This is a genomic window from Amycolatopsis sp. NPDC028719, assembly GCF_055565395.1.
In genome coordinates this window covers 64,596-82,321 of the sequence record NZ_JBVHUL010000019.1, presented here as the reverse complement: position 1 = coordinate 82,321, position 17,726 = coordinate 64,596, and the positions used below count along the sequence as shown (strand labels likewise).

Sequence of the window (17,726 nt, the reverse complement as noted above, 5' to 3'; positions counted from 1 at the left end):
ATCGTCAACGTGGTCGCTTGCCGGGATACCACCGGCCAGAACGTGTACTCAACCTGTCGACCTGGATTGGACGCTTCCGCACAGCGATACGTCGCCAGTCTGCCGACACCTAGAACCCCCCACCTGGGGGATGACCTTGCACCGCTGCCTGAACTCCTTGCAGCCTTGTTCCCCCCATGTTGAGCGTCCCGAAGCCCGCCACCAGCCTTGGGGGCCTTGCGTGGGCCGGCCCGAAGCAGCAGCACAGCAAGCTGCCGGTCAAGATCACCTGCCCGCAAGCCACGGCGGCGACTTCGCACCCAAACTCGGCCACCCCGCATCGGCCGAGGCCGGTGCAGGCACGTTCTACCGAACGCAAACCATTGCGATGTCACCCCTTGAGGAGCCGTCTCGCCGTTCCCTCGTGGCCAGCAATGATCGCGGCGTGCCAAACGAGGGGGAATCCCGGCAGTGCACGGGCTCGCGCGGGCGTGGATCTCGACGAGGCACTGCGCGACATGTCGCCCCCGGAGGTGGTGCTGGACGGCCCAACCGGTTGGGATGGCCTGGTCACCGAGGTTCTTCAGAGCGCGTTCGACGACGGCGAGACAGTCGCAGCATTCAGACCGTCGGCCGCCGCCGTGCTTGCCGATCGAAACAGCGTCTTTCGCATCGTCTTCGCGGGGCCGACTGTCGGGATCTCCACGCTGGCCACGAACACACTTGCGGTGCGGATCAGACATCCAGTCCGTATCAGCGCTGTTGATGGAGACGGCACCCTGGGCGACCAGCCGAAGGGGGCGCCGATGTTCGGGTCGAAGCGGTAGACCTTCGGCGTGGTCCCCGAAGGGAGTATGGGAAGGAGAAGCCGACGCGGGGTTTGACCCGCATCGGGCGTCGGAGGCACTGAGCACCGAGGGCGTCGCGCCGGTCGTGGTGTCGAACGGTAGGGGATAGGGAGTGCCGTTTGGTCGCGACACCGTGCGCGGCGCTGCCGCGTTCGGTGATGCCCGGCAGCGGCACCGGGATTCGAACCCCGCCGACACCGAGCACGACGGCCTACCTGGCTTGATCACAAATCCCGCACTAAGACACGCGTCGCAACTCGACCGGACCATAGGCAGGACAAGGGTTAACGGTTGCGGGGATAACGCCTCGGGACGGCGTAGGTCAGCAGACCGAGACCGCGTCAAACCCTTCACACCACGTGCGCCGGGAGAACTCCAACTAGGCCTCTGTCCAAAACCACCCTTATAGGGGACACGACCACGCTAAGTGGTAGCAGCGGCGTTCAACCTCTCTGCGTATCACTCGTCGTCGCAGCGCCACTCCCCTAGGTCGTGAAACAGACCAACGACCGGACTGCACCAAAGCAAGAATCTACCGAGAGTACGTCCGCGACGGTTCGAGGTCGCCTGATCGTCACCCAGGGTCGAGATCTCTGGCGCCATTCGCGTCATGAAGCCTTGTGCCGGTCATCACCCCATAGTCCCCGCCGACCGACCTCGAGGTGCAGCACGATGGCAACGATCGACGCGATCACCGAACCCGCCGCCGACGGTCACCGCACCCCCACCAGCCCCTCCGCGGTGCGGGTGCTCGTCCTGGCCACCCAGCCACTGACCGCGTACGGCCTGCACGCGCTCGTAGACCGCACCAGCGGGCTCACCTGGTGCGGCGCTGCACCCAACGCCGAGAAGGCATTGGCCGCGGTCCGGCACTTGCAGCCACACGTCGTACTCGTGGACAGCAAGCTCGACCACAACGCCAGCAGAATCCACGCCCTGCGTGAGGCACACCCCGCCGTCCGGGTGATCGGCCTGGTGCACGACGACAGCAAGACCGCCGCCGGCTACGTGCACGTCGCCCGCCTCGCGGGGGTGAACGGGCTGGTCTCACAGTCAGCCCCACCAACGGTGATCATCGCGGCGATCCGCGCAGCACATGGCGAGCGCGTCTTCCTCGACCCTCACCTCGCGCGGCTGCTCACCCCCATGGGCGGATCCGGCGTCATCCCGGCGCAGACCACCCGGCTCACCCAACGCCAGTCGGAGATCCTCAGCTTGATCGCACACGGATTCCGCAACGCCGAGATCGCCGACCAGCTCGGTGTCACGGTAGAGACGATCCGCACCCACGCCAAACAGATCATGCACAGGCTCGCCGCACGAGACCGGGCACACGCCGTCGCCCGCGGGTACCAGCTCGGCCTGCTCGGCGCCCCCGACATGACGATCTCGCGATCGGCCTGAGCCCCTGCCCCGCCGGATACCGACCTGGCCCGGTGGTCGTCCGCACAGGTGGGAGGGCCACCGGCGACGCGAAGAAACTCCACCCGCACGAGCGCGACATCGACACCAGTCGCCCGATGACCCGAGAGCCGACAGATGAGCACGACGAACAAGACCGCGGCGGGCACTCCCATCTTCGACGCGATGCTCAGCGAGCTGCGTGTCGCCTGGCAGCCAGGCAGTGACATTCCGAAGCCGACCCCAGACAAAGCGACCACCTCCCGGCTCGAGTCGAAGAGGCCAGAACCCGCGACCGAAGGCTCCACCGAGCACAACACCACGGACACCTGACGTCCCGTTGCGGCGGGTACCACGCATATCCCCTACAGATGAAGGGAAAGCCCTGCCCTGTCCGCCTCTGAGTGGACGCACAAGCCGTCCGCGCAACTGCCGACCGGACAAGCCTGTGGCGGCAGACACCACCTGGTGTCGCGCGTCGCAGATCTGGTAACCCACCGCGGCCGACGAGTCTCGTGCGCGGCGCCCGTAGCTACCGCAGCTGGTAGCCGGATACGATCTTCTCGAACCCGTTGGTGTACCGGCGCAAGACGGGTAGCTGGAATCCCGGCGGCCATGGCCGCCAGCTGAGCTCACTGGCCAAGCCGCTTGTCCCGGCCGTGGGTGAACCTGCCCGGGTGAGACGCGTAACCCGAGACGCCGGCGGCATCTACGATCAGCGACATGACTTCGGTGCCCCAGTCCCCGAGTTATCCGGTCTACGACTCGGCGGAGCGCTATAACGCTGCGCACCCGCACGCAGCGATGCCGTCGTCGGCCGATGCCCGAAACCTCCTGCGGAGCTTCACCTGCGCCGGCGCCGGGATCGACGACGACATCACTGGCAGCGGCATCAACTGCACCCTGGACTTTCTACCCGGCGGCGCTCCGGAGGCGGCCGATTCGGACCGGGTGGGCACCGTCGTGGCGTCGCAGTGGGGCGCCCCGCCCTATCTCGTGCTCGCCGACCGGGTATCTCTACGTCAAGCTTGGACCGCGATCACAGGTCGCTGGCCTGCGGCGCTCTCGGCTGCCGCCACCGCTTTGGACCCGCTCCCCCGTCATTTGCCCACCTGAACCCGATGTCGACGAGCCCGCCCGGGACAACTCCGCAACACCCGCGTGACGGGCTCGCCTCGACGAAGCTACTGTCAGAATGCCTGCGATCGGCCCACGACGGCGCGTCGGCGCGCAGAACGCTGGCCGTCGCAAACACCGATATTGGCATTGGGCACAGCACCGTCTGCGAGACTGATCAGCGGCTCGACCCGGCGGCAGGTACTTCACGCCATTGCCACCAATCTGGAACGAAGGTGATTGGCAGGCTGCCGAGGCTCGCGGCGCCGTGTGTCATTCCGCGATTTCGGCGAAATAGAACTATGCTCGACGGTGCGCCGGAAACCCGCGCTCACGTTGCCCGGTTGAAAGGTTCTCCAATGGCCCAGAAGGTTCTCGTTGAAATCGTCGACGACCTCGATGGCGGCGTCGCGACACAGACGGTGCCGTTCGCGCTCGACGGCATATTGTACGAGATCGACCTGTCCGACGAAAACGCCCAGGCGCTTCGTGACAAGTTCGCTCCATACATCGAAGCAGGTCAGCGCACGGGCGGTCGCCGAGTCCACGTTGACGTTGGCCAGTCGACGGCGAGCAGCAGCCGCAGCGGATCGACGCATGCGGCCGACCGCGAGCACAACCAGCGAGTGCGCGCTTGGGCGCAGGCGAACGGCTACGAGGTGTCAGAGCGGGGCCGGATATCCAACGAGATCTCCACCGCGTTTGAAGCTGATAAGTTCGCCGCCCTGGCTGCCGAGCCGGAACCCGAGCCCGTCGAGAAAGAGCCTGCCAAGCCAGCCAGCAAACGTGCGCCCGCACGAAAGAAGGCCGACAAGAGCTGACCTGGACGGCTGCAGCTGAGTCATCGGCCTTCCTGCGAACCAGTGCACCCCTCGCGGGGACCAAGTATCGGTGCACGCTGCGAGCGGTGCCTGACGCAGCGTCAGGCACCATGGCGAGTTCTCGATGCCCCCGAAGGCGTTGTCGCCGGCATCCTGTTCCCGCGTGTATTCACGGGGAAACCGGCGCCGCGGCCGACGGCGAGCAACTCGCCCACCCCAGTCGGCCTGCCCACGGCGCTGTGCCATCGCGCTGGGTCATGTGCCGCGGCAACCGTGTGCCCTGCCCTCGCCCGTGTCATCCCGAATCCGGGACAGGTCCCGCCGAGACACCGTTATGGTCGCCGAGTGCGCCTGTTTTCCCTGCTCCTCGCCGTGGCGGCGACGCTGGCCATCTCCGCGTGCGGACCGCCGGACCCGGTACCGTCCCCACTCACCCTGCTCGACGAATACACCCGGTCGATCTCGGTGAAGAACGACCGGTTCACCGGAACCGGGTCAAGCTCGCAGCGGCGGCAGTTCCTCTTGGCCAACTACTCAACCTCGCAGTTGTACAGCGCGTTGCTAGGGACATTCCGGTGCGGCAACGGCAAGCCACCGAGTCCCTTGCCCTCCGACAAGTGCGACCTGAACGACCAGGTCCGGCAGACGGTACGTACCGTCGTCGGCGGTGACTTGTACGCCCGATCATTACTCGTCAAGCGCGAACGCGGCTCGCTCGAGCTCCTGACCCTCTACGTGGTGCGCGGCCCCGGAAAATCCCTGGCCGTGGATCAGACCGGACACAGCTACACCGACCTGACGGACTTCCGCGTACACAACGACCTGCTCACCACCGGGGACCTGGTCATGACTCCGGCGGACATCACCGCGGTGCCCGGCGGACACACGCTCGTCGTCACCGGGCACACCCCGCCGACCTGGCCGTGGTGGCTGGTGGGCGGCAGCATCGCCGTGGCTTCCGTGCTTACCGCGGTTCTCCTCCTGCTCCGGCGACGGGCGAAAGCCAAATTCGACGGTCTCTTCGGCCCCGGCGCCACCTGACTCCGAACACGGCGCAGCATCGACGGACGATCAGTTGCTCACGGCGGACACGCAGGTGGCGCAGTCTGTCCCAAGTCTCGTCGCCTGACTGGGGGGCATCAGAGGGCTGATCTGTAACAGCTAGCCCCTCCTGGCAGGCCCGGGTGGCCGAGCCGGGGCAACGGCACGGCCTACGATCCCCCGCCCGAGTCCCACCTGCCGACACTCGGCCACCAGAGCCACTCGGCGGGTTCCGCAGGCTCCACCCCGGAGGTCCAGCGCCGAAGACGAGATGGCGACATCGTTCGCCCCGGGCGGAACGTCGGCGGGCGGCGATGGCGCTCGCGATTTCAGTCGGCGGCGAGCAGCAAGATCCGCCGAAACCCCGCATGTCGACATAGAGCTGCCCATCGGGAAAGAGGTCAGCGTTGCGCGCAGCCCAGGTGACCGCCAACGCGGTCTTTCCCACCCCACCGGGCCCGACAATCACCGCCACCGGCGCGCCCGATCCCGCGAACCATCCACGGCCTCAGCGATGTGGTCCGACTCCTGGAGCTCGACAGCGCGGCTCGTGAAGTGTGCCGGCATTGACGGCAACTGCCGAGGAGCCACCCGCCCGCGAACCGCTCCAGCGCCAGATCGGCCAGCCTCGCGTGACTGCCGCTGAGGCCCAAGCTCAGCCACCGACCGCACCCGGGTGTCACCGCCTGCAGCGAACCTGTGGTCCTGCAGGCCCTCGACATCATCAACAGCCACGACGCCAGCCCGTTCTGCCGCACAGTACGGACCAACCGCGTCGGCGAACGTCCCTGTCTACCGTCCGCCCCCACTGCGCCGACACCCTTACGCCGAGGCCCACCCGAAAGCAGCAACCTGCCGGCATTGAGCAGCGGCGCCGGATGCATGACCACAGAATCCGATTTGCAGTTCATGATCGTGATCTACGCCGCCCTCCACCGTTTCCGCTTGCGCTGTGACACAGTCCCAGTAAGGTGCACGCCGGGCACGTTCTGTCACGTTGACAGGACCTGGAGCAGGGGATACATCATGGTCAACATCGTGGCACCGTCATGATCGCACCACACCGCGACCTGCGGCAGATGCAGCAACAAGCCGCCGAACTCGACTCGCAACTGGCTGCCACGCGGCACACAGCCCGCTCGGGCGACCATCTGGTCACCGTGACCGTGACTGGTCAGGAAAAACTCGTCGACCTGCGCATCGACGACCGAGCATTGCACGGCGCTCACATCCAAAAGCTCGGGCCGAGCATCGTCGAAGCCGTCCACAACGCCCGCACCGCCGCGCGCGCGTCGTCACTACCACACCTGAACGCCCTGTTCGGCAAACAGCCACCGCCGATGCCCATCCCTGAGCCGGCCGCGGCGCCGCCGGCCGCGCCACCGGAATCAGCTCGGCGCGTCGCCGCGCCGGAGGATGACGAGAACTTCGCGGAACTCGACTTCCTCACCGACGACGAGCCCGAAGCCGGAGGTGGTCGCTGGTGAACAGCGAAGAACGGCTCTACCACCTTGCCAAGGAGATCGACGCGCGCGTGGCTGCCGTCGACCACGCCGCGAAGACCGGCGAGAGCTTGCCGCTGGTCCTCGACATCGGAGCCGGCCTCGGCACGGTCACCGTCGACGGCCTCGGCGGCCTCGTCTCGGTCGACCTCGCGCGGGACGCGGTCGCCGCGCAGACCGGTGCCAGCCTCGCCGGACACGTCCTGCGCGCGATCACCAACGCGGAATCCGCCGCCGCGACCCGGCGCACGACCATGCTCGACGAGGCAGCACGGGAGACCCGATGAGCAGCGGCAACTTCAACCCCTACGGCAACGCCGCAGCCGGCTCAGGCTTCGAGGTCTACCCCGAAGCCCTGCGCAAAGCCACCGACGACGTCTACGCCGCCCGCGACAAGGTCGTCACGTTCGGCAGTCAGGACCTGTCACAAATCGTCCTGCGCGACGACGACGTCGGAATGCTCGGTGTTATGGCGAACATCGTGTACACCTTCAACCAGACTGTTGCGCAGATGCGGGACAAAACCGACAAGGGCGCGATGCAACTGGAACGGCTCGCCGAAGCTCTCGACAAGGCCGCTGACTATTACGAGACCCAGGACGAGGCGGACTTCAAGCGGCTGCGCGATCTGGAGAAGGGGCTGAACTGACCATGATGACACCTCCGGTCGCCCCGCCTGATCCTCGTGCTCAGCCGCAGCCCTATCCCGAGGACGCCGACGCGAAAATCCGCCAGATCGCGCAGCTTTTCGGGCAGGACAACGTCCTGCGGCTGCTGACCGACGTCCGCAACCGATTGCTCGGCAACGCGCTGCACGTCCAATCGATAGCGATGGACTTTGCGCAGAAGAAGAATCTCGGTGACGCTGGCGACGACATCGCCCAAGCCGTCCTTGCCGTGGCCGGAACCTGGAGCGGCCGCGGCAAGGAGCAGTTCGCCGGGTACGCCGACCTCGTCGGCAAGGCCCTCGAGGGGCAGCAGGAGGTCGTGGCGAGCATGTCCGGGATCCTCTCTGAGATCGCCGGCTGCGTCATCGACACCTACGCCAAAGCCATCGAGTTCATCGGCAACTGCGCCGTCGAACTGGGCAAGGTCGGCTACAAGACGATCATCGCGATCGCGACCGCCGAGATCCCCATCATCGACGTCATCACCTCCAAGGATGTGGTCGACACCGTCGCCGACGCGTTGTTCGACCTCGTCAAATCGGTCAGCGACTTGTTCGCAGAGGCCCAGAAAACTCTGGGAGGTTTCCAGAAGCAGGCCGTCGCTCTGGTGCAAGGCAACACCAACTTCCCGGACATGCCCCCCATGCCGGGCAACTCCGGTATCGATGACCAGCGGCAGTGGCGCATCGACCCCTCGGCGGCGCCGACATGAGGGCATCGGTGATCGCGTGCACGACGCTGCTGTGGGTGAGCATGCTGGCCGCCTGCGGATCGTCGACACCGGATCGGCTTCTCTCCGCGGCGCCGGCGCCGGCGCAGACAGGCGCGCCCCTGCCACTAGACCAGGTCGACGCCCCCGTCGACTTGGCGAAGTTCGACTCCGACCCGTGCAGCCTGCTGACCAAGGAGCAGGCCGCCGCTGTCGTGGCTGACCCACCGAACGGGATGCAGCCGTCCCGGCGGACGACTTTGCCCGCGTTCGGTTGCGCCTGGCCGAACCCGGCTGGCGCTCTGCTGGTGGCGTTGAAGCCAGTTCAGAGCCCGAAAACGCTCATCGAACTCTCGACGTCGCCGTTGAAGAAAAACGGCGAACTGGAGCCGTGGACGGAGACGTCAATCAACGGCCTTCCCGCCGTCGTCTACCACGAATTCAGAGCTCCCGGCGAGTGCTCGGTCTCGGTCGAGGTCACCGACCAGCAGATGCTGACCTTCGAAATCGAGGGCAGAGATCTTCGCAACAACTACTGGGACAACGACCGCTGCGGCGGCGTCGCGAAGATGGCCGAGTTCGTGATCGGCAACCTGCGGCAACGCTGACACCAAGGCGTCGGACATCGCATCGGTTCACACGAGCACAAACGGACCGCCGACGATCATCGAACGCACACCGTCGTGCGAGCCCTGCTCTCGCCCGGCATATCCGGGACGAGAGCAGGGTCGCACCACGGCAACTCGCCAGCATGCGATCTCTGCTGCTACGGCAACAGTGTCACGGGCATCGGGGCACCGCCGGTGTCTCACCTCCACCGGGACCGGTGAGCTGCTCGACCTCCCACAGGTCGCCGCGGACCCAGCCATAGGTGCCGCCGCGATAGAACCAGCCCCACGCGTGCCCGTCGGAGACCGCCGCGTGCACGACACCCAGAATCCGGCGCCGTAGCCGATCGTGCCGAGCACTGGACCGTCAACGGACCGCGACCGGATGCGTGCGCCGTCCGCGCCGTGGTCTCCACGCTGCTGGACGCACTCACCGGGAGCGGAAAGACCGTCGTGTTCACCTCCGGCAGCGGTGTCCTCATGCAGCGCACCGCCGGCGCCTGGAGCGACGACACCTTCGCCGAAAACGACCCCTTCACCGTGGAACCACTCGCGACCGAACGCCTCGCCGTGGAACGGCTGGTGCGTGCCGCGACGCACCGCCAGGTCCGCGGCATGGTCGTGCGCCCCGGACTGATCTGGGGCCCGGGCGACCACGGGCACATCGCGATGATCTACCAGTCAGTCGCCCGCACCGGCACCGCCTGCTACGTCGGAGAAGGACTCAACACCTACAGCCACGTGCACATCGACGACGTGAGCCGCCTCTTCGAACTCGTGCTGACCCGGGGCACCGGCGGCGGCCTCTACCACGCGGTCGCCGGGGAGACACCCAACCGCTGGATCGCCGAAGCCGTCGGCCGCGACTTGGACCGGCCCAGCCGCAGCGTGTCCCCGGAGGAAGCCGCCACCGTGTGGGGTGAGTTCGGTGCGCTCATCATGGGCGCCTCCAGCCGCATCCGCGCACCACGCACCCGCGAGGAACTGAAGTGGGCTCCCCGCACGACCGACATGCTCACGATGATCGGGGAACCCCGCCTCCGCGAACTCGCACAGAAGTGACGCCGACGACGGGCCGCGGAGTACGAGGTTCGTCGTAGTGCCGCGGTGAGATGTCGAGGACCGGGCGCACCCACATCCACCGCCTGGTCACCGACAACGGCTCTGCTACCGCGCGAACGACTTCGCCACCGTCCTACGCGGGGCCCGGCATCAGCGGATCACGCCCTACACTCCACGCCACAACGGGAAAGTGGAGCGCTACAACCGCATCCTCGCCGAAGAGTTCCTCTACGCCCACGCCTGGACCAGCGAAGCCCACCGCACCGCAGCCCTGGCCGTCTGGAATGTGCACTACAACTATCATCGACCACACCGCCGCCGGAAACCAGCCACCAGTCACCCGGCTCCACACCGGCGTCACCAATGTCATGGCCTCATACAGCTAGCTGAGCGGGTTGGTGATGACCGTCGCTTTCACCCGGAGCCGCTTCTCGCTCTTGGAGAACGCGCGCCTGCCGGTCTTCTCGCGGTGGCCGCTTTTCCGCTCGCGCGTCACCGCCTGGTCTCGCCTGACCAACCACCTGCGGTCACTGCGCGAGTTCACATCCGTATTGCGCGAACTGCGTGAGTTTGTGCGACGTGGGCGCCCAGCCTCCCGAGAGGAGGTGAATCGAACCCGCAAGCGAGAGCAATTGCCCAACGAGACCAACAACACGCAATAGAGCTCCGCCTGTGGGCTTGATCTTCCGCTGGAGGATCAAGCCCACAGGCATGCGCTCATTCACCTGGGGCTCAGCCTCGGATCTCCTCCGCCACCTCACAGCAGCAACGGCCGTCGTGGGAACACCCGGACGCCGTCAACGCCGCGGCATCCGCGAGAGTTCCCTGTGCACCGCTCGACCGCTCGTGGACCACCCGCCCGTCGACCACCGTCGCGGTGATCGGCAACGAACCGAAGTCGCGCGGGTCCACCTCGAGCACGTCGCCGCCGACTACGCAGACGTCCGCCACCTTGCCCGGCTCGAGCGTTCCCTTCCAGCTCTCCGCGTGGTCCTGCCACGCCGACGTCGAGGTGTACGTCGCGAGGGCTTCGCGCACCGTGATGCGCTCCGCCTCTCCTGCCACCTGACCGGCCGCGCCTTCGCGCAGCGTCGCCGCCAGCACGCCGCGCAACCACGCCGGGGCCACCACCGGCGCGTCCGACCCCGATGCCACCCGGACCCCCGCGTTCAGCGCACTGCGGTACGGCCACTGGTACTCCGTCAGCTCCGGCCCGATGATCGACTCCAGAACGCGGCCCTGCAGGTACAGGATCTCCGCGTTCAGGTTGGCCCCGATGTCGTGCCGGGCCATCGTCCGCAGCGTCGCGGCCGACGGGAAGTTGCAGTGGATCACGTAGTGCCGCAGGTCCTTCGCCCGCCAGCCGGGCCCGCGAGCCTTCACGTAGCCCGCGACCACCGCGTCCGTCGTCGCGTCGCCGGTGGCGTGCGTGCCCACCTGCATTCCCGCGTTCGTCGCGAGCCGGATCATCTCGTCCAGGTTCGCGATCTGCTCCGCCGTGTTCGCGCCGTCGATGACCATCGTCCCGTTGGTGCCGTCGAGGTACGGCTGGTTCATCCACGACGTGTGGAACCGCGGGATACCGTCGGCGTACACCTTGATCCCGGCCACCCGCAGGAACCGGGGGTCGACGTCCTTCGCCGGCCGGTAGTCACCCAGGATGCGGCGGACGGTCGCCGGGGCCATCCCGCCCGAAAGCAACGCCGTGATCCGCATCGGCAGCTTCCGCGCCCGCGCCTTGTCCCGGTAGATCTCCAGCGTGTCCAGGCCGATGCCCGGCTCGGTCAGGCTCGTGATGCCCACCGCGTGCAGGAGCCCCATCCCGATGTCGATCGCCTGGGACACCTCCGCCGGGCTGAACGCGGGGATCACCGACTGCACCAGGTTCCTGGCCGTTTCGCGCAGGACGCCGGTGGGCTCGCCGTCGGCGTCCTTGTCGATCACCCCGCCGACCGGCGGCGCCGTTTCGCGGGTGATGCCCGCGAGCCGAAGCACCGCCGAGTTCACCGAGATCGCGTGCCCCGAAAAGTCCTTCAGCACCACCGGGTGATTCCCCGACACCGGATCGATGTCGGCGGCCCGCGGCGCACGCGGCAGTTTCAGCTCCTGCCAGCCGCCGCCGCGGATCCACGAGTCGGGCGACGGCGCCTGGGCGACCGCCGCGCGCACCGCCTCGACCACCTCGGCGATCGTCACTTTGTCGACGTCGTACGTCCACGGTGGCCGGTTCAGCCCGAACGCGCTCAGGTGCAGGTGCGAGTCGTTGATGCCGGGCAGCACCGTGCCGCCGGCGGCGTCGAGCAGCTGGGTGCGGGGACCCGCGAGGCGCTTGACCTCCCGCGCGCTGCCGACCGCGAGCACCCGCCCGCCGCGCACCGCGATCGCCTCCGCACTCCGGAAGTGCTGATCGAGGGTCAGCACGCGGCCATTGTGGACGACCAGGTCGGCGGGTCCGCTCCTCGCCTCGGCGTTCCCGGCCGGGAACGCCCCCGTCACCGCGGCTCCGGCGGCCGCCATGACGGCTCCCCGCAACACTTGCCGTCGGCCCAGATCACTCTCCATGGAACTCTCCTTCCGTGGCGTTTCCGCGCAGGACGAACTCGGCCGAGCACGCGACTCGGCCGGGAAACCGAAAATCAGGCGGCGACCACGCGGCCGCCGACCAGGGTCAGCACCGGCCGCAGCGCCAGCAGGTCGGCCGCCGGGACCGTCAGCGGGTCGGCGTCGAACACCGCCAGGTCCGCGAACCGGCCGACGGCGAGGCTTCCTTTGCTGTGCTCGGCGCCTTCCAGCCACGCCGGACCGGACGTCCACAGCCCGAAGGCTTCTTCGCGCGTCAGCAGGTCGCCCTCGGGCGGCCGGGCGAAGGGGTTCGGGCCCGGCGCGCCGGTGAAGGTCGCGACACCCCGCCGCCAGTCCGGGTTCGTGACCGGGGCGTCGGAGCTGTCCGCCACGGCCACCCCGTGGTCGAGCAGCGCCCGGGCGCGGAACGCTTGAGACCACAGGGATTCACCGACCGTCCGCACCATCGACGGCCCGCTGAACGTCCGCATGAGCGAGCTGGTGATCACGCCGATTCCGGCGCGGGCGAGCCGCTCGTGGACCGGTGGCGCGAGAAACGTGCCGTGGATCAGCACGTGCCGCGCTCCGGGCCACGGGTCCGCGGCCTGGGCCGCTTCGATCGCGTCGGCCACGGCGTCGGCCGCCCGGTCCCCCGTCACGTGGACCTGCACCTGGACGCGGTGGCGGTGGGCGACGGCGACGAGCCGGTGCAGCTCGGCGAGCCGCTCTTCGGTGTTGCCACCCGGCGTGACGAGGTCGCCGTGCCCGCCTGCTGAGTACGGCTCGTGCATCCAGGCCGTGCAGTGGGTCGGGACGCCGTCGGCGAACAGCTTGACCCCTCCTGCCCGCAGGAAGTCGTCGCCGCCGAAGGAAACGCTCTCCAGGTGGGCCGCCAAGCCCTCGGCCGAGCTGGTCGGCGACGGCCAGTCCCAGTGCAGCAACGCGTTGACGCGCACGGTCAGCCGGCCCTCGGCGTGCAGGTCGCGGTAGTCCTGCCACAGATCCGGCGTCACGATCGGATCCGTCACGCTGGTGACGCCGAGGGCGTTGAGCCGCGCCATCGCGCGCACGATCGCGTCGAGCCGCTCGGCCCGGCTCGGCCGCGGCAGCAACCGCGCGACGAGGTCCTGCGCGCTTTCCACCAGCAGCCCGGTCGGCTCGCCGCGAGCGTCGCGGACGATCTCCCCGGCCACCGGATCCGGGGTGGCGGCGGTGATCCCCGCCCGCCGCAGCACGGCGCTGTTGGCCCACACCGAATGCGACGACGCGTGGTGCAGCACGGCGGGACGAGGGCCGGTCACGCCGTCGAGCCAGGCTCGGCCGGGTTCGGCGGCGCCGGACGCGAACTCGGCGATCGTCGTTTCCCGCCAGCCGCGGCCGACGACCCACTCGCCGTCCGGGGCGGCCGCCAGCGCCTCGACGACCGCATCGAGATTCGCCGCGGCGGAGAGGTCGACACAGAACTCGGGGCCGCTGAGCGCGTGCCACACCAGGTGCAGGTGCGCGTCGTTGATGCCCGGCACCACCGTCCGGCCGCCCAGGTCGATCACCCTTGCCGTGTCCGAGACGGCGTCGTCGCCGACGGCCGCGATGAGGCCGTCCCGCACCAGGAGCGCGGTCCCGCCGCCGTGGACGGTTCCGCCGCGCAGCAGCAGCTCCCCGCTCACCCGGCCGCGCTCCCGGCCAGCTCCGGCGTGCCGACCGGGTCCGGCACGACGGCTTGGTGCTCCGGGTGCCACGCCACGGCGACCTCGAGGCCGGGCCGGTGGTCGTGGACCGCGCCGGCGGGCAGGATCGCGCAACCGCGCGAGCCGTCGGCGTAGCGCAACCAGACCCGCGTGTGGTCGCCGACGTACACGACGTCGGTCACCGTCGCACCGGCGCGCTGGTGTCCACTCGGGACGGTCTCGCCTCCCGTGTGGAGGATCACTCGCTCCGGGCGCACGATCGTCACCTCGCCGGGCGTCAGCCGCAGCGTGTTCGACTCGCCGACGAACTGCGCGACGAACAACGTCTCCGGGCGCTCGTAGAGGTCTTCGGGCGTGCCGATCTGCTCGACGCGGCCGTGGTTGAACACGGCGATGCGGTCGGACAGCGTGAGCGCCTCCTGCTGGTCGTGTGTGACGAACAGGAACGTCATGCCGAGCTCGCGGTGCATCCGGGCGATCTCGCGCTGCAGCTGGTCGCGCAGCTTCTTGTCCAGCGCGCCGAGCGGCTCGTCCATCAGCAGCGCCCGCGGTTCGTAGATCACGGCTCTGGCGAGCGCGACGCGCTGCTGCTGCCCGCCGGAGAGCTGGCGGGGGAAGCGATCCGCGACCGCCGTCAGGTCGACCATCGCCAGCACCTCGGCCACCCGGCGATCGATCTCCGCGCTCGGCCTGCCCCGGCGCGCGAGGCCGAACGCGACGTTGCGGGCGACCGTCATGTGCGGGAAGAGTGCGTACTGCTGGAACACCACGCCGAGGTCGCGCCGGTGCGGTTTGAGCCGGGAGATCTCCCGTCCGTCGAGGGTGATCGACCCGGCGGACAGCGGGGTGAAGCCGGCGATCATCGACAGCATGGTCGTCTTCCCGGACCCCGACGGCCCGAGGAAGGTCATGAACTCGCCGTCGGCGATGCGCAGGGACACGTCGTCGACCGCCGGGCGGTCGACGCCGGGGTAGGCCTTGGTCACGTGCGCGGTGGTGATCCCGCGGGTGTCATCGGTCATGGTGGCTCCGTCGGCGAAGGATCTGGGGCACGAGCAGCAGTACGGTGGTGAACACGACGATGAGGCTGGAGGCCGCGGCGATGGTCGGGTCGATCTCGAGCACGATCGACTCGTACATCTGCACGGGCAGCGTCTTGATGTCGGGGGTCTGCAGGAACAGCGCGATGACGACCTCGTCGAACGACGTCGCGAAGGCGAACACGAACCCGGAGGTGACGCCGGGCGCGATCAGCGGCAGCACCACCGTCCGCAGGGTGGTCAGGCGGGTCGCGCCGAGGCTCGCGGCGGCGCGTTCCATCGTCGGGTCGTACCCGGCGAGGCTGGTCTGCACGGACGTGACGACGAACGGCAGGCCGAGCACGGCGTGCGCGAGCACGAAGCCGAGCATGGTGCCGTTGAGCTGCCAGCGCAGGAAGACGCCGTAAACCGCCACCGCGACGACGATCCCGGGGAGGATCATCGGGGCCATCAGCACCTGGCGCACGACGCCCCGGCCGCGGAAGCGGGCGCGGTCGAGCCCGAACGCGGCGGCGACGCCGAGCACGGTGGCGAGGGCGGCGGCAAGCAGTCCCACCTGGACGGAGTTGGCCAGCGCGGCCAGCCACTGCTTGCTGCCGAAGAACTCGCTGTACCAGCGCCACGACCAGCCGTCGGGCGGGAACTGGAAGGTCGAGCCGGCGCCGAAGCTCATCGGGATGACCACGAGCGTCGGCACGACGAGCACGAAGCCCACCAGCACCACCCACACCCGCAGTCCCCAGCCGAGCGTGCGCTCGTGCCGGGCACGGACCAGGTTGTCAGCCACGGTCGGTCCCTCCCGCCGCGCTGGTGGCCACCGGCGCCGCGACGCGGCTGATGGCCGCGAGCACGACCAGGGTGATCACCAGCAGGATCGCGCCGAGCGCACCCGCGCCGGCGAAGTCGAGCAGGTCGTTGACCTGCGTGCCGATCACCTGGGCGGCGAGCGCCTGCTGCGGGGTGCCCAGCAGCGCCGGGGTGATGTAGAAGCCCAGGGACATGATGAACACGACCGAGACGCCCGCGAGCACGCCGGGCAGCGACAGCGGGAGATAGACGCGGAGGAAGGCGACGGGCCCGCGGGCGCCGAGGCTGCGGGCGGCGTGCAGCAGGTTCCGGTCGATGCCCAGCATGGTGTTCTGCAGCGGCAGCACCATGAACGGCAGCATCACCTGCACCATCGCCACGGTCACCCCGGCGACCGAGCCGAGCAGCGTGACGCCGGGAACACCGATGGCGTCGAAGGCCTTTTCGATGACGCCACCGCGTTGTTCGAGGACGTACCAGGCGAAGTTGCGGGCCATCACGCTGGTCCAGAACGGCATCAGGACCAGCAGCGTGAGGAGCCCGCGGGCGCGGCGGCCCACCCGGCTCATGGCGTAGGCGTACGGGTAGGCCACGACGAGCGTCGCGACCGTGATGACCGCGGCGGTCCGCAGGGTCCTCAGCACCACGCGGATCTGCACTTCGTCGCCGAGCACGGCGAGGTAGTTGCCGACGCCGAAGTCCGGTTCGGTGAAGCTGCGCCAGAGGATCACGGCCAGCGGATAGCAGAAGAACACCAGCAGCAGCGCGGCGGCGGGCAGCAGCAGCCACCCGGCGCGGGAACGGGGCGGGGCGGCGGGCCCCGCGAGCACGGCGGTCATCCGGTCATCCAGTCCGACCAGGTCTTCACGACCTCGATCCGGTTCGCCGCCCACCATCGGACGTCGCTGAGCACGCGCAGGTCCTCCTTGTCTTCCCCCCAGATGTCCAGGTCGCGGGCGGCCGCCGGGTAGTCCGGCTTCGCCGCCGTGTTCGCCGGTCCGACGCCCGCCTGCTCGGCGAACGCAGCGGCCCGCGCAGGTTCGGACACGTAGCGGATGAGGTCCTTCGCCCGCTCCGCGCGCCGGGATCCCTTGGGGACGACCAGCACGTCCCACGTCACCGGGATCGGCACCCCGGAAACGACTTTCCATTGCGTGGCACCGGTTTTCAGCAGGGAGTAGGCGCGGGCGCTGACGATCAGCGCAATGTCCGCCTGTCCGCCGGCCATGCGTTGCTGCTGGTCGCCGTAGGTGCTGGTGATGGTGAGCCCCCGACGCACGCGGTCGTACACCGCGAGCGCACGCGGCACGTCGAGCGGGTACAGCCGGTCGGCCGGAACGCCGTCGGCGAGCAGCGCCGCCTCCAGCGTCCCGACGCTCGGGTCGCCGCCGTAGATGATCCGCCTGCCGGGGAAGCGTTGCGGGTCGAAGAAGTCGGCGAGCTTCGTCGGCGGGTGCGCGCCGTAGACATCCGCGTTGTACATCAGGGTCATGCCGAAGAACGCGTCCGGCACTCCGCACGGGGTGAGCGTGCGCTCGGGGAACGAAGCCACCAGCGGTCCCATGTCGACCGGCTCGACGAGGGTGCCGCACGCCTGGGCCGCCACCGACGCTTCGGTATCGACGACGTCCCAGGTGACCTTGCCCGCCTCCACCATCGCCTTGAGCTTGGCGGTGCTGGACGGGCCGTCGATGGTGACGGTCGTGCCGGTCGCGGCTGTGTAGGGGTTCAGCCACGCCGAGCGCTGACCGGCCTGGTAGGCGCCCTGGCCGTAGGAGACGAACACCAGGGAGTTCTCGCCGCCTTCCGACACGGCGCACCCGGTGGCCAGGAGCAGTATCGCCGCAGACAGCATCTTCGGTATCCGCACGGTC

The 17,726-nt window shown here is 68.8% G+C and carries 18 protein-coding genes and 1 pseudogene; 13 read left to right on the top strand and 6 right to left on the bottom strand.

From position 1 onward, the window contains the following. Nucleotides 1–470: 470 nt before the first annotated feature. The 13 genes and pseudogenes from ACZ4TR_RS48560 to ACZ4TR_RS48500 all read left to right on the top strand — a co-directional run. Entirely contained in the window at nucleotides 471–806 is a 336-nt protein-coding gene (locus ACZ4TR_RS48560; RefSeq protein ID WP_465295958.1) for a hypothetical protein, read from the top strand. Nucleotides 807–1,499: 693 nt separating this feature from the next. After that, entirely contained in the window at nucleotides 1,500–2,231 is a 732-nt protein-coding gene (locus ACZ4TR_RS48555; RefSeq protein WP_465295956.1) for a response regulator transcription factor, read from the top strand. 135 nt (nucleotides 2,232–2,366) lie between these two features. Then, on the top strand, nucleotides 2,367–2,561 hold the full coding sequence (locus ACZ4TR_RS48550) for a hypothetical protein (RefSeq protein ID WP_465295954.1): 195 nt from the start codon (nucleotides 2,367–2,369) through the stop codon (nucleotides 2,559–2,561). A 390-nt stretch (nucleotides 2,562–2,951) separates the two neighbouring features. After that, on the top strand, nucleotides 2,952–3,344 hold the full coding sequence (locus ACZ4TR_RS48545) for a hypothetical protein (RefSeq protein ID WP_465295952.1): 393 nt from the start codon (nucleotides 2,952–2,954) through the stop codon (nucleotides 3,342–3,344). Between the two features lie 359 nt (nucleotides 3,345–3,703). Continuing rightward, nucleotides 3,704–4,165 (top strand): histone-like nucleoid-structuring protein Lsr2, encoded by a 462-nt coding sequence (locus ACZ4TR_RS48540; protein WP_465295950.1) that lies wholly within the window; start codon nucleotides 3,704–3,706, stop codon nucleotides 4,163–4,165. A gap of 345 nt (nucleotides 4,166–4,510) precedes the next feature. Then, nucleotides 4,511–5,206 (top strand): hypothetical protein, encoded by a 696-nt coding sequence (locus ACZ4TR_RS48535; protein WP_465295948.1) that lies wholly within the window; start codon nucleotides 4,511–4,513, stop codon nucleotides 5,204–5,206. 1,049 nt (nucleotides 5,207–6,255) lie between these two features. After that, a complete protein-coding gene (locus ACZ4TR_RS48530) occupies nucleotides 6,256–6,693 on the top strand; it encodes a YbaB/EbfC family nucleoid-associated protein (RefSeq protein WP_465295946.1) in 438 nt (145 codons plus the stop codon). Continuing rightward, nucleotides 6,690–6,995 carry a hypothetical protein gene (locus ACZ4TR_RS48525; RefSeq protein WP_465295944.1) on the top strand — a complete coding sequence of 102 codons (306 nt, stop codon included), beginning with the start codon at nucleotides 6,690–6,692 and terminating at the stop codon, nucleotides 6,993–6,995. Before ACZ4TR_RS48530 ends, ACZ4TR_RS48525 begins: the two co-directional genes overlap by 4 nt. Beyond that, on the top strand, nucleotides 6,992–7,357 hold the full coding sequence (locus tag ACZ4TR_RS48520; protein WP_465295942.1) for a hypothetical protein: 366 nt from the start codon (nucleotides 6,992–6,994) through the stop codon (nucleotides 7,355–7,357). Before ACZ4TR_RS48525 ends, ACZ4TR_RS48520 begins: the two co-directional genes overlap by 4 nt. 5 nt (nucleotides 7,358–7,362) lie before the next feature. Further along, nucleotides 7,363–8,088 carry a hypothetical protein gene (locus ACZ4TR_RS48515; protein WP_465295940.1) on the top strand — a complete coding sequence of 242 codons (726 nt, stop codon included), beginning with the start codon at nucleotides 7,363–7,365 and terminating at the stop codon, nucleotides 8,086–8,088. Nucleotides 8,089–8,129: 41 nt separating this feature from the next. Beyond that, complete coding sequence (locus ACZ4TR_RS48510) at nucleotides 8,130–8,693, top strand: DUF3558 domain-containing protein (RefSeq protein WP_465296048.1); 564 nt, start codon at nucleotides 8,130–8,132, stop codon at nucleotides 8,691–8,693. A gap of 405 nt (nucleotides 8,694–9,098) precedes the next feature. Next, entirely contained in the window at nucleotides 9,099–9,755 is a 657-nt protein-coding gene (locus ACZ4TR_RS48505) for an NAD-dependent epimerase/dehydratase family protein (protein ID WP_465295938.1), read from the top strand. Nucleotides 9,756–9,817: 62 nt separating this feature from the next. Further along, nucleotides 9,818–10,141 (top strand): annotated as a pseudogene (locus tag ACZ4TR_RS48500) (integrase core domain-containing protein); the annotation flags it as partial. A 346-nt stretch (nucleotides 10,142–10,487) separates the two neighbouring features. Here ACZ4TR_RS48500 and ACZ4TR_RS48495 read toward each other — a convergent pair. The 6 genes from ACZ4TR_RS48495 to ACZ4TR_RS48470 form a co-directional block, all read right to left on the bottom strand. Then, a complete protein-coding gene (locus tag ACZ4TR_RS48495) occupies nucleotides 10,488–12,272 on the bottom strand; it encodes an amidohydrolase (protein ID WP_465295936.1) in 1,785 nt (594 codons plus the stop codon). Nucleotides 12,273–12,391: 119 nt separating this feature from the next. Further along, nucleotides 12,392–13,984, bottom strand: coding sequence for an amidohydrolase (locus ACZ4TR_RS48490; protein WP_465295934.1), 1,593 nt, complete (start codon nucleotides 13,982–13,984; stop codon nucleotides 12,392–12,394). Beyond that, nucleotides 13,981–15,027 carry an ABC transporter ATP-binding protein gene (locus ACZ4TR_RS48485; protein WP_465295932.1) on the bottom strand — a complete coding sequence of 349 codons (1,047 nt, stop codon included), beginning with the start codon at nucleotides 15,025–15,027 and terminating at the stop codon, nucleotides 13,981–13,983. The genes ACZ4TR_RS48490 and ACZ4TR_RS48485 overlap by 4 nt, the downstream gene beginning before the upstream one ends. Then, nucleotides 15,017–15,832 carry an ABC transporter permease gene (locus tag ACZ4TR_RS48480; RefSeq protein WP_465295930.1) on the bottom strand — a complete coding sequence of 272 codons (816 nt, stop codon included), beginning with the start codon at nucleotides 15,830–15,832 and terminating at the stop codon, nucleotides 15,017–15,019. Before ACZ4TR_RS48480 ends, ACZ4TR_RS48485 begins: the two co-directional genes overlap by 11 nt. Beyond that, entirely contained in the window at nucleotides 15,825–16,691 is an 867-nt protein-coding gene (locus ACZ4TR_RS48475; RefSeq protein ID WP_465295928.1) for an ABC transporter permease, read from the bottom strand. Before ACZ4TR_RS48475 ends, ACZ4TR_RS48480 begins: the two co-directional genes overlap by 8 nt. Beyond that, entirely contained in the window at nucleotides 16,688–17,722 is a 1,035-nt protein-coding gene (locus ACZ4TR_RS48470; RefSeq protein WP_465295926.1) for an extracellular solute-binding protein, read from the bottom strand. Before ACZ4TR_RS48470 ends, ACZ4TR_RS48475 begins: the two co-directional genes overlap by 4 nt. Between the last annotated feature and the right edge of the window lie 4 nt (nucleotides 17,723–17,726).

Bases quoted from the DNA above. Each gene is read 5' to 3' on its own strand.
- ACZ4TR_RS48540 (WP_465295950.1), top strand. From the start codon at position 3,704: ATGGCCCAGAAGGTTCTCGTTGAAATCGTCGACGACCTCGATGGCGGC.
- ACZ4TR_RS48475 (WP_465295928.1), bottom strand. From the start codon at position 16,691: ATGACCGCCGTGCTCGCGGGGCCCGCCGCCCCGCCCCGTTCCCGCGCC.
- ACZ4TR_RS48510 (WP_465296048.1), top strand. From the start codon at position 8,130: ATGCTGGCCGCCTGCGGATCGTCGACACCGGATCGGCTTCTCTCCGCG.
- ACZ4TR_RS48555 (WP_465295956.1), top strand. From the start codon at position 1,500: ATGGCAACGATCGACGCGATCACCGAACCCGCCGCCGACGGTCACCGC.
- ACZ4TR_RS48530 (WP_465295946.1), top strand. From the start codon at position 6,256: ATGATCGCACCACACCGCGACCTGCGGCAGATGCAGCAACAAGCCGCC.
- ACZ4TR_RS48485 (WP_465295932.1), bottom strand. From the start codon at position 15,027: ATGACCGATGACACCCGCGGGATCACCACCGCGCACGTGACCAAGGCC.
- ACZ4TR_RS48495 (WP_465295936.1), bottom strand. From the start codon at position 12,272: ATGGCGGCCGCCGGAGCCGCGGTGACGGGGGCGTTCCCGGCCGGGAAC.
- ACZ4TR_RS48515 (WP_465295940.1), top strand. From the start codon at position 7,363: ATGACACCTCCGGTCGCCCCGCCTGATCCTCGTGCTCAGCCGCAGCCC.
- ACZ4TR_RS48545 (WP_465295952.1), top strand. From the start codon at position 2,952: ATGACTTCGGTGCCCCAGTCCCCGAGTTATCCGGTCTACGACTCGGCG.
- ACZ4TR_RS48520 (WP_465295942.1), top strand. From the start codon at position 6,992: ATGAGCAGCGGCAACTTCAACCCCTACGGCAACGCCGCAGCCGGCTCA.
- ACZ4TR_RS48550 (WP_465295954.1), top strand. From the start codon at position 2,367: ATGAGCACGACGAACAAGACCGCGGCGGGCACTCCCATCTTCGACGCG.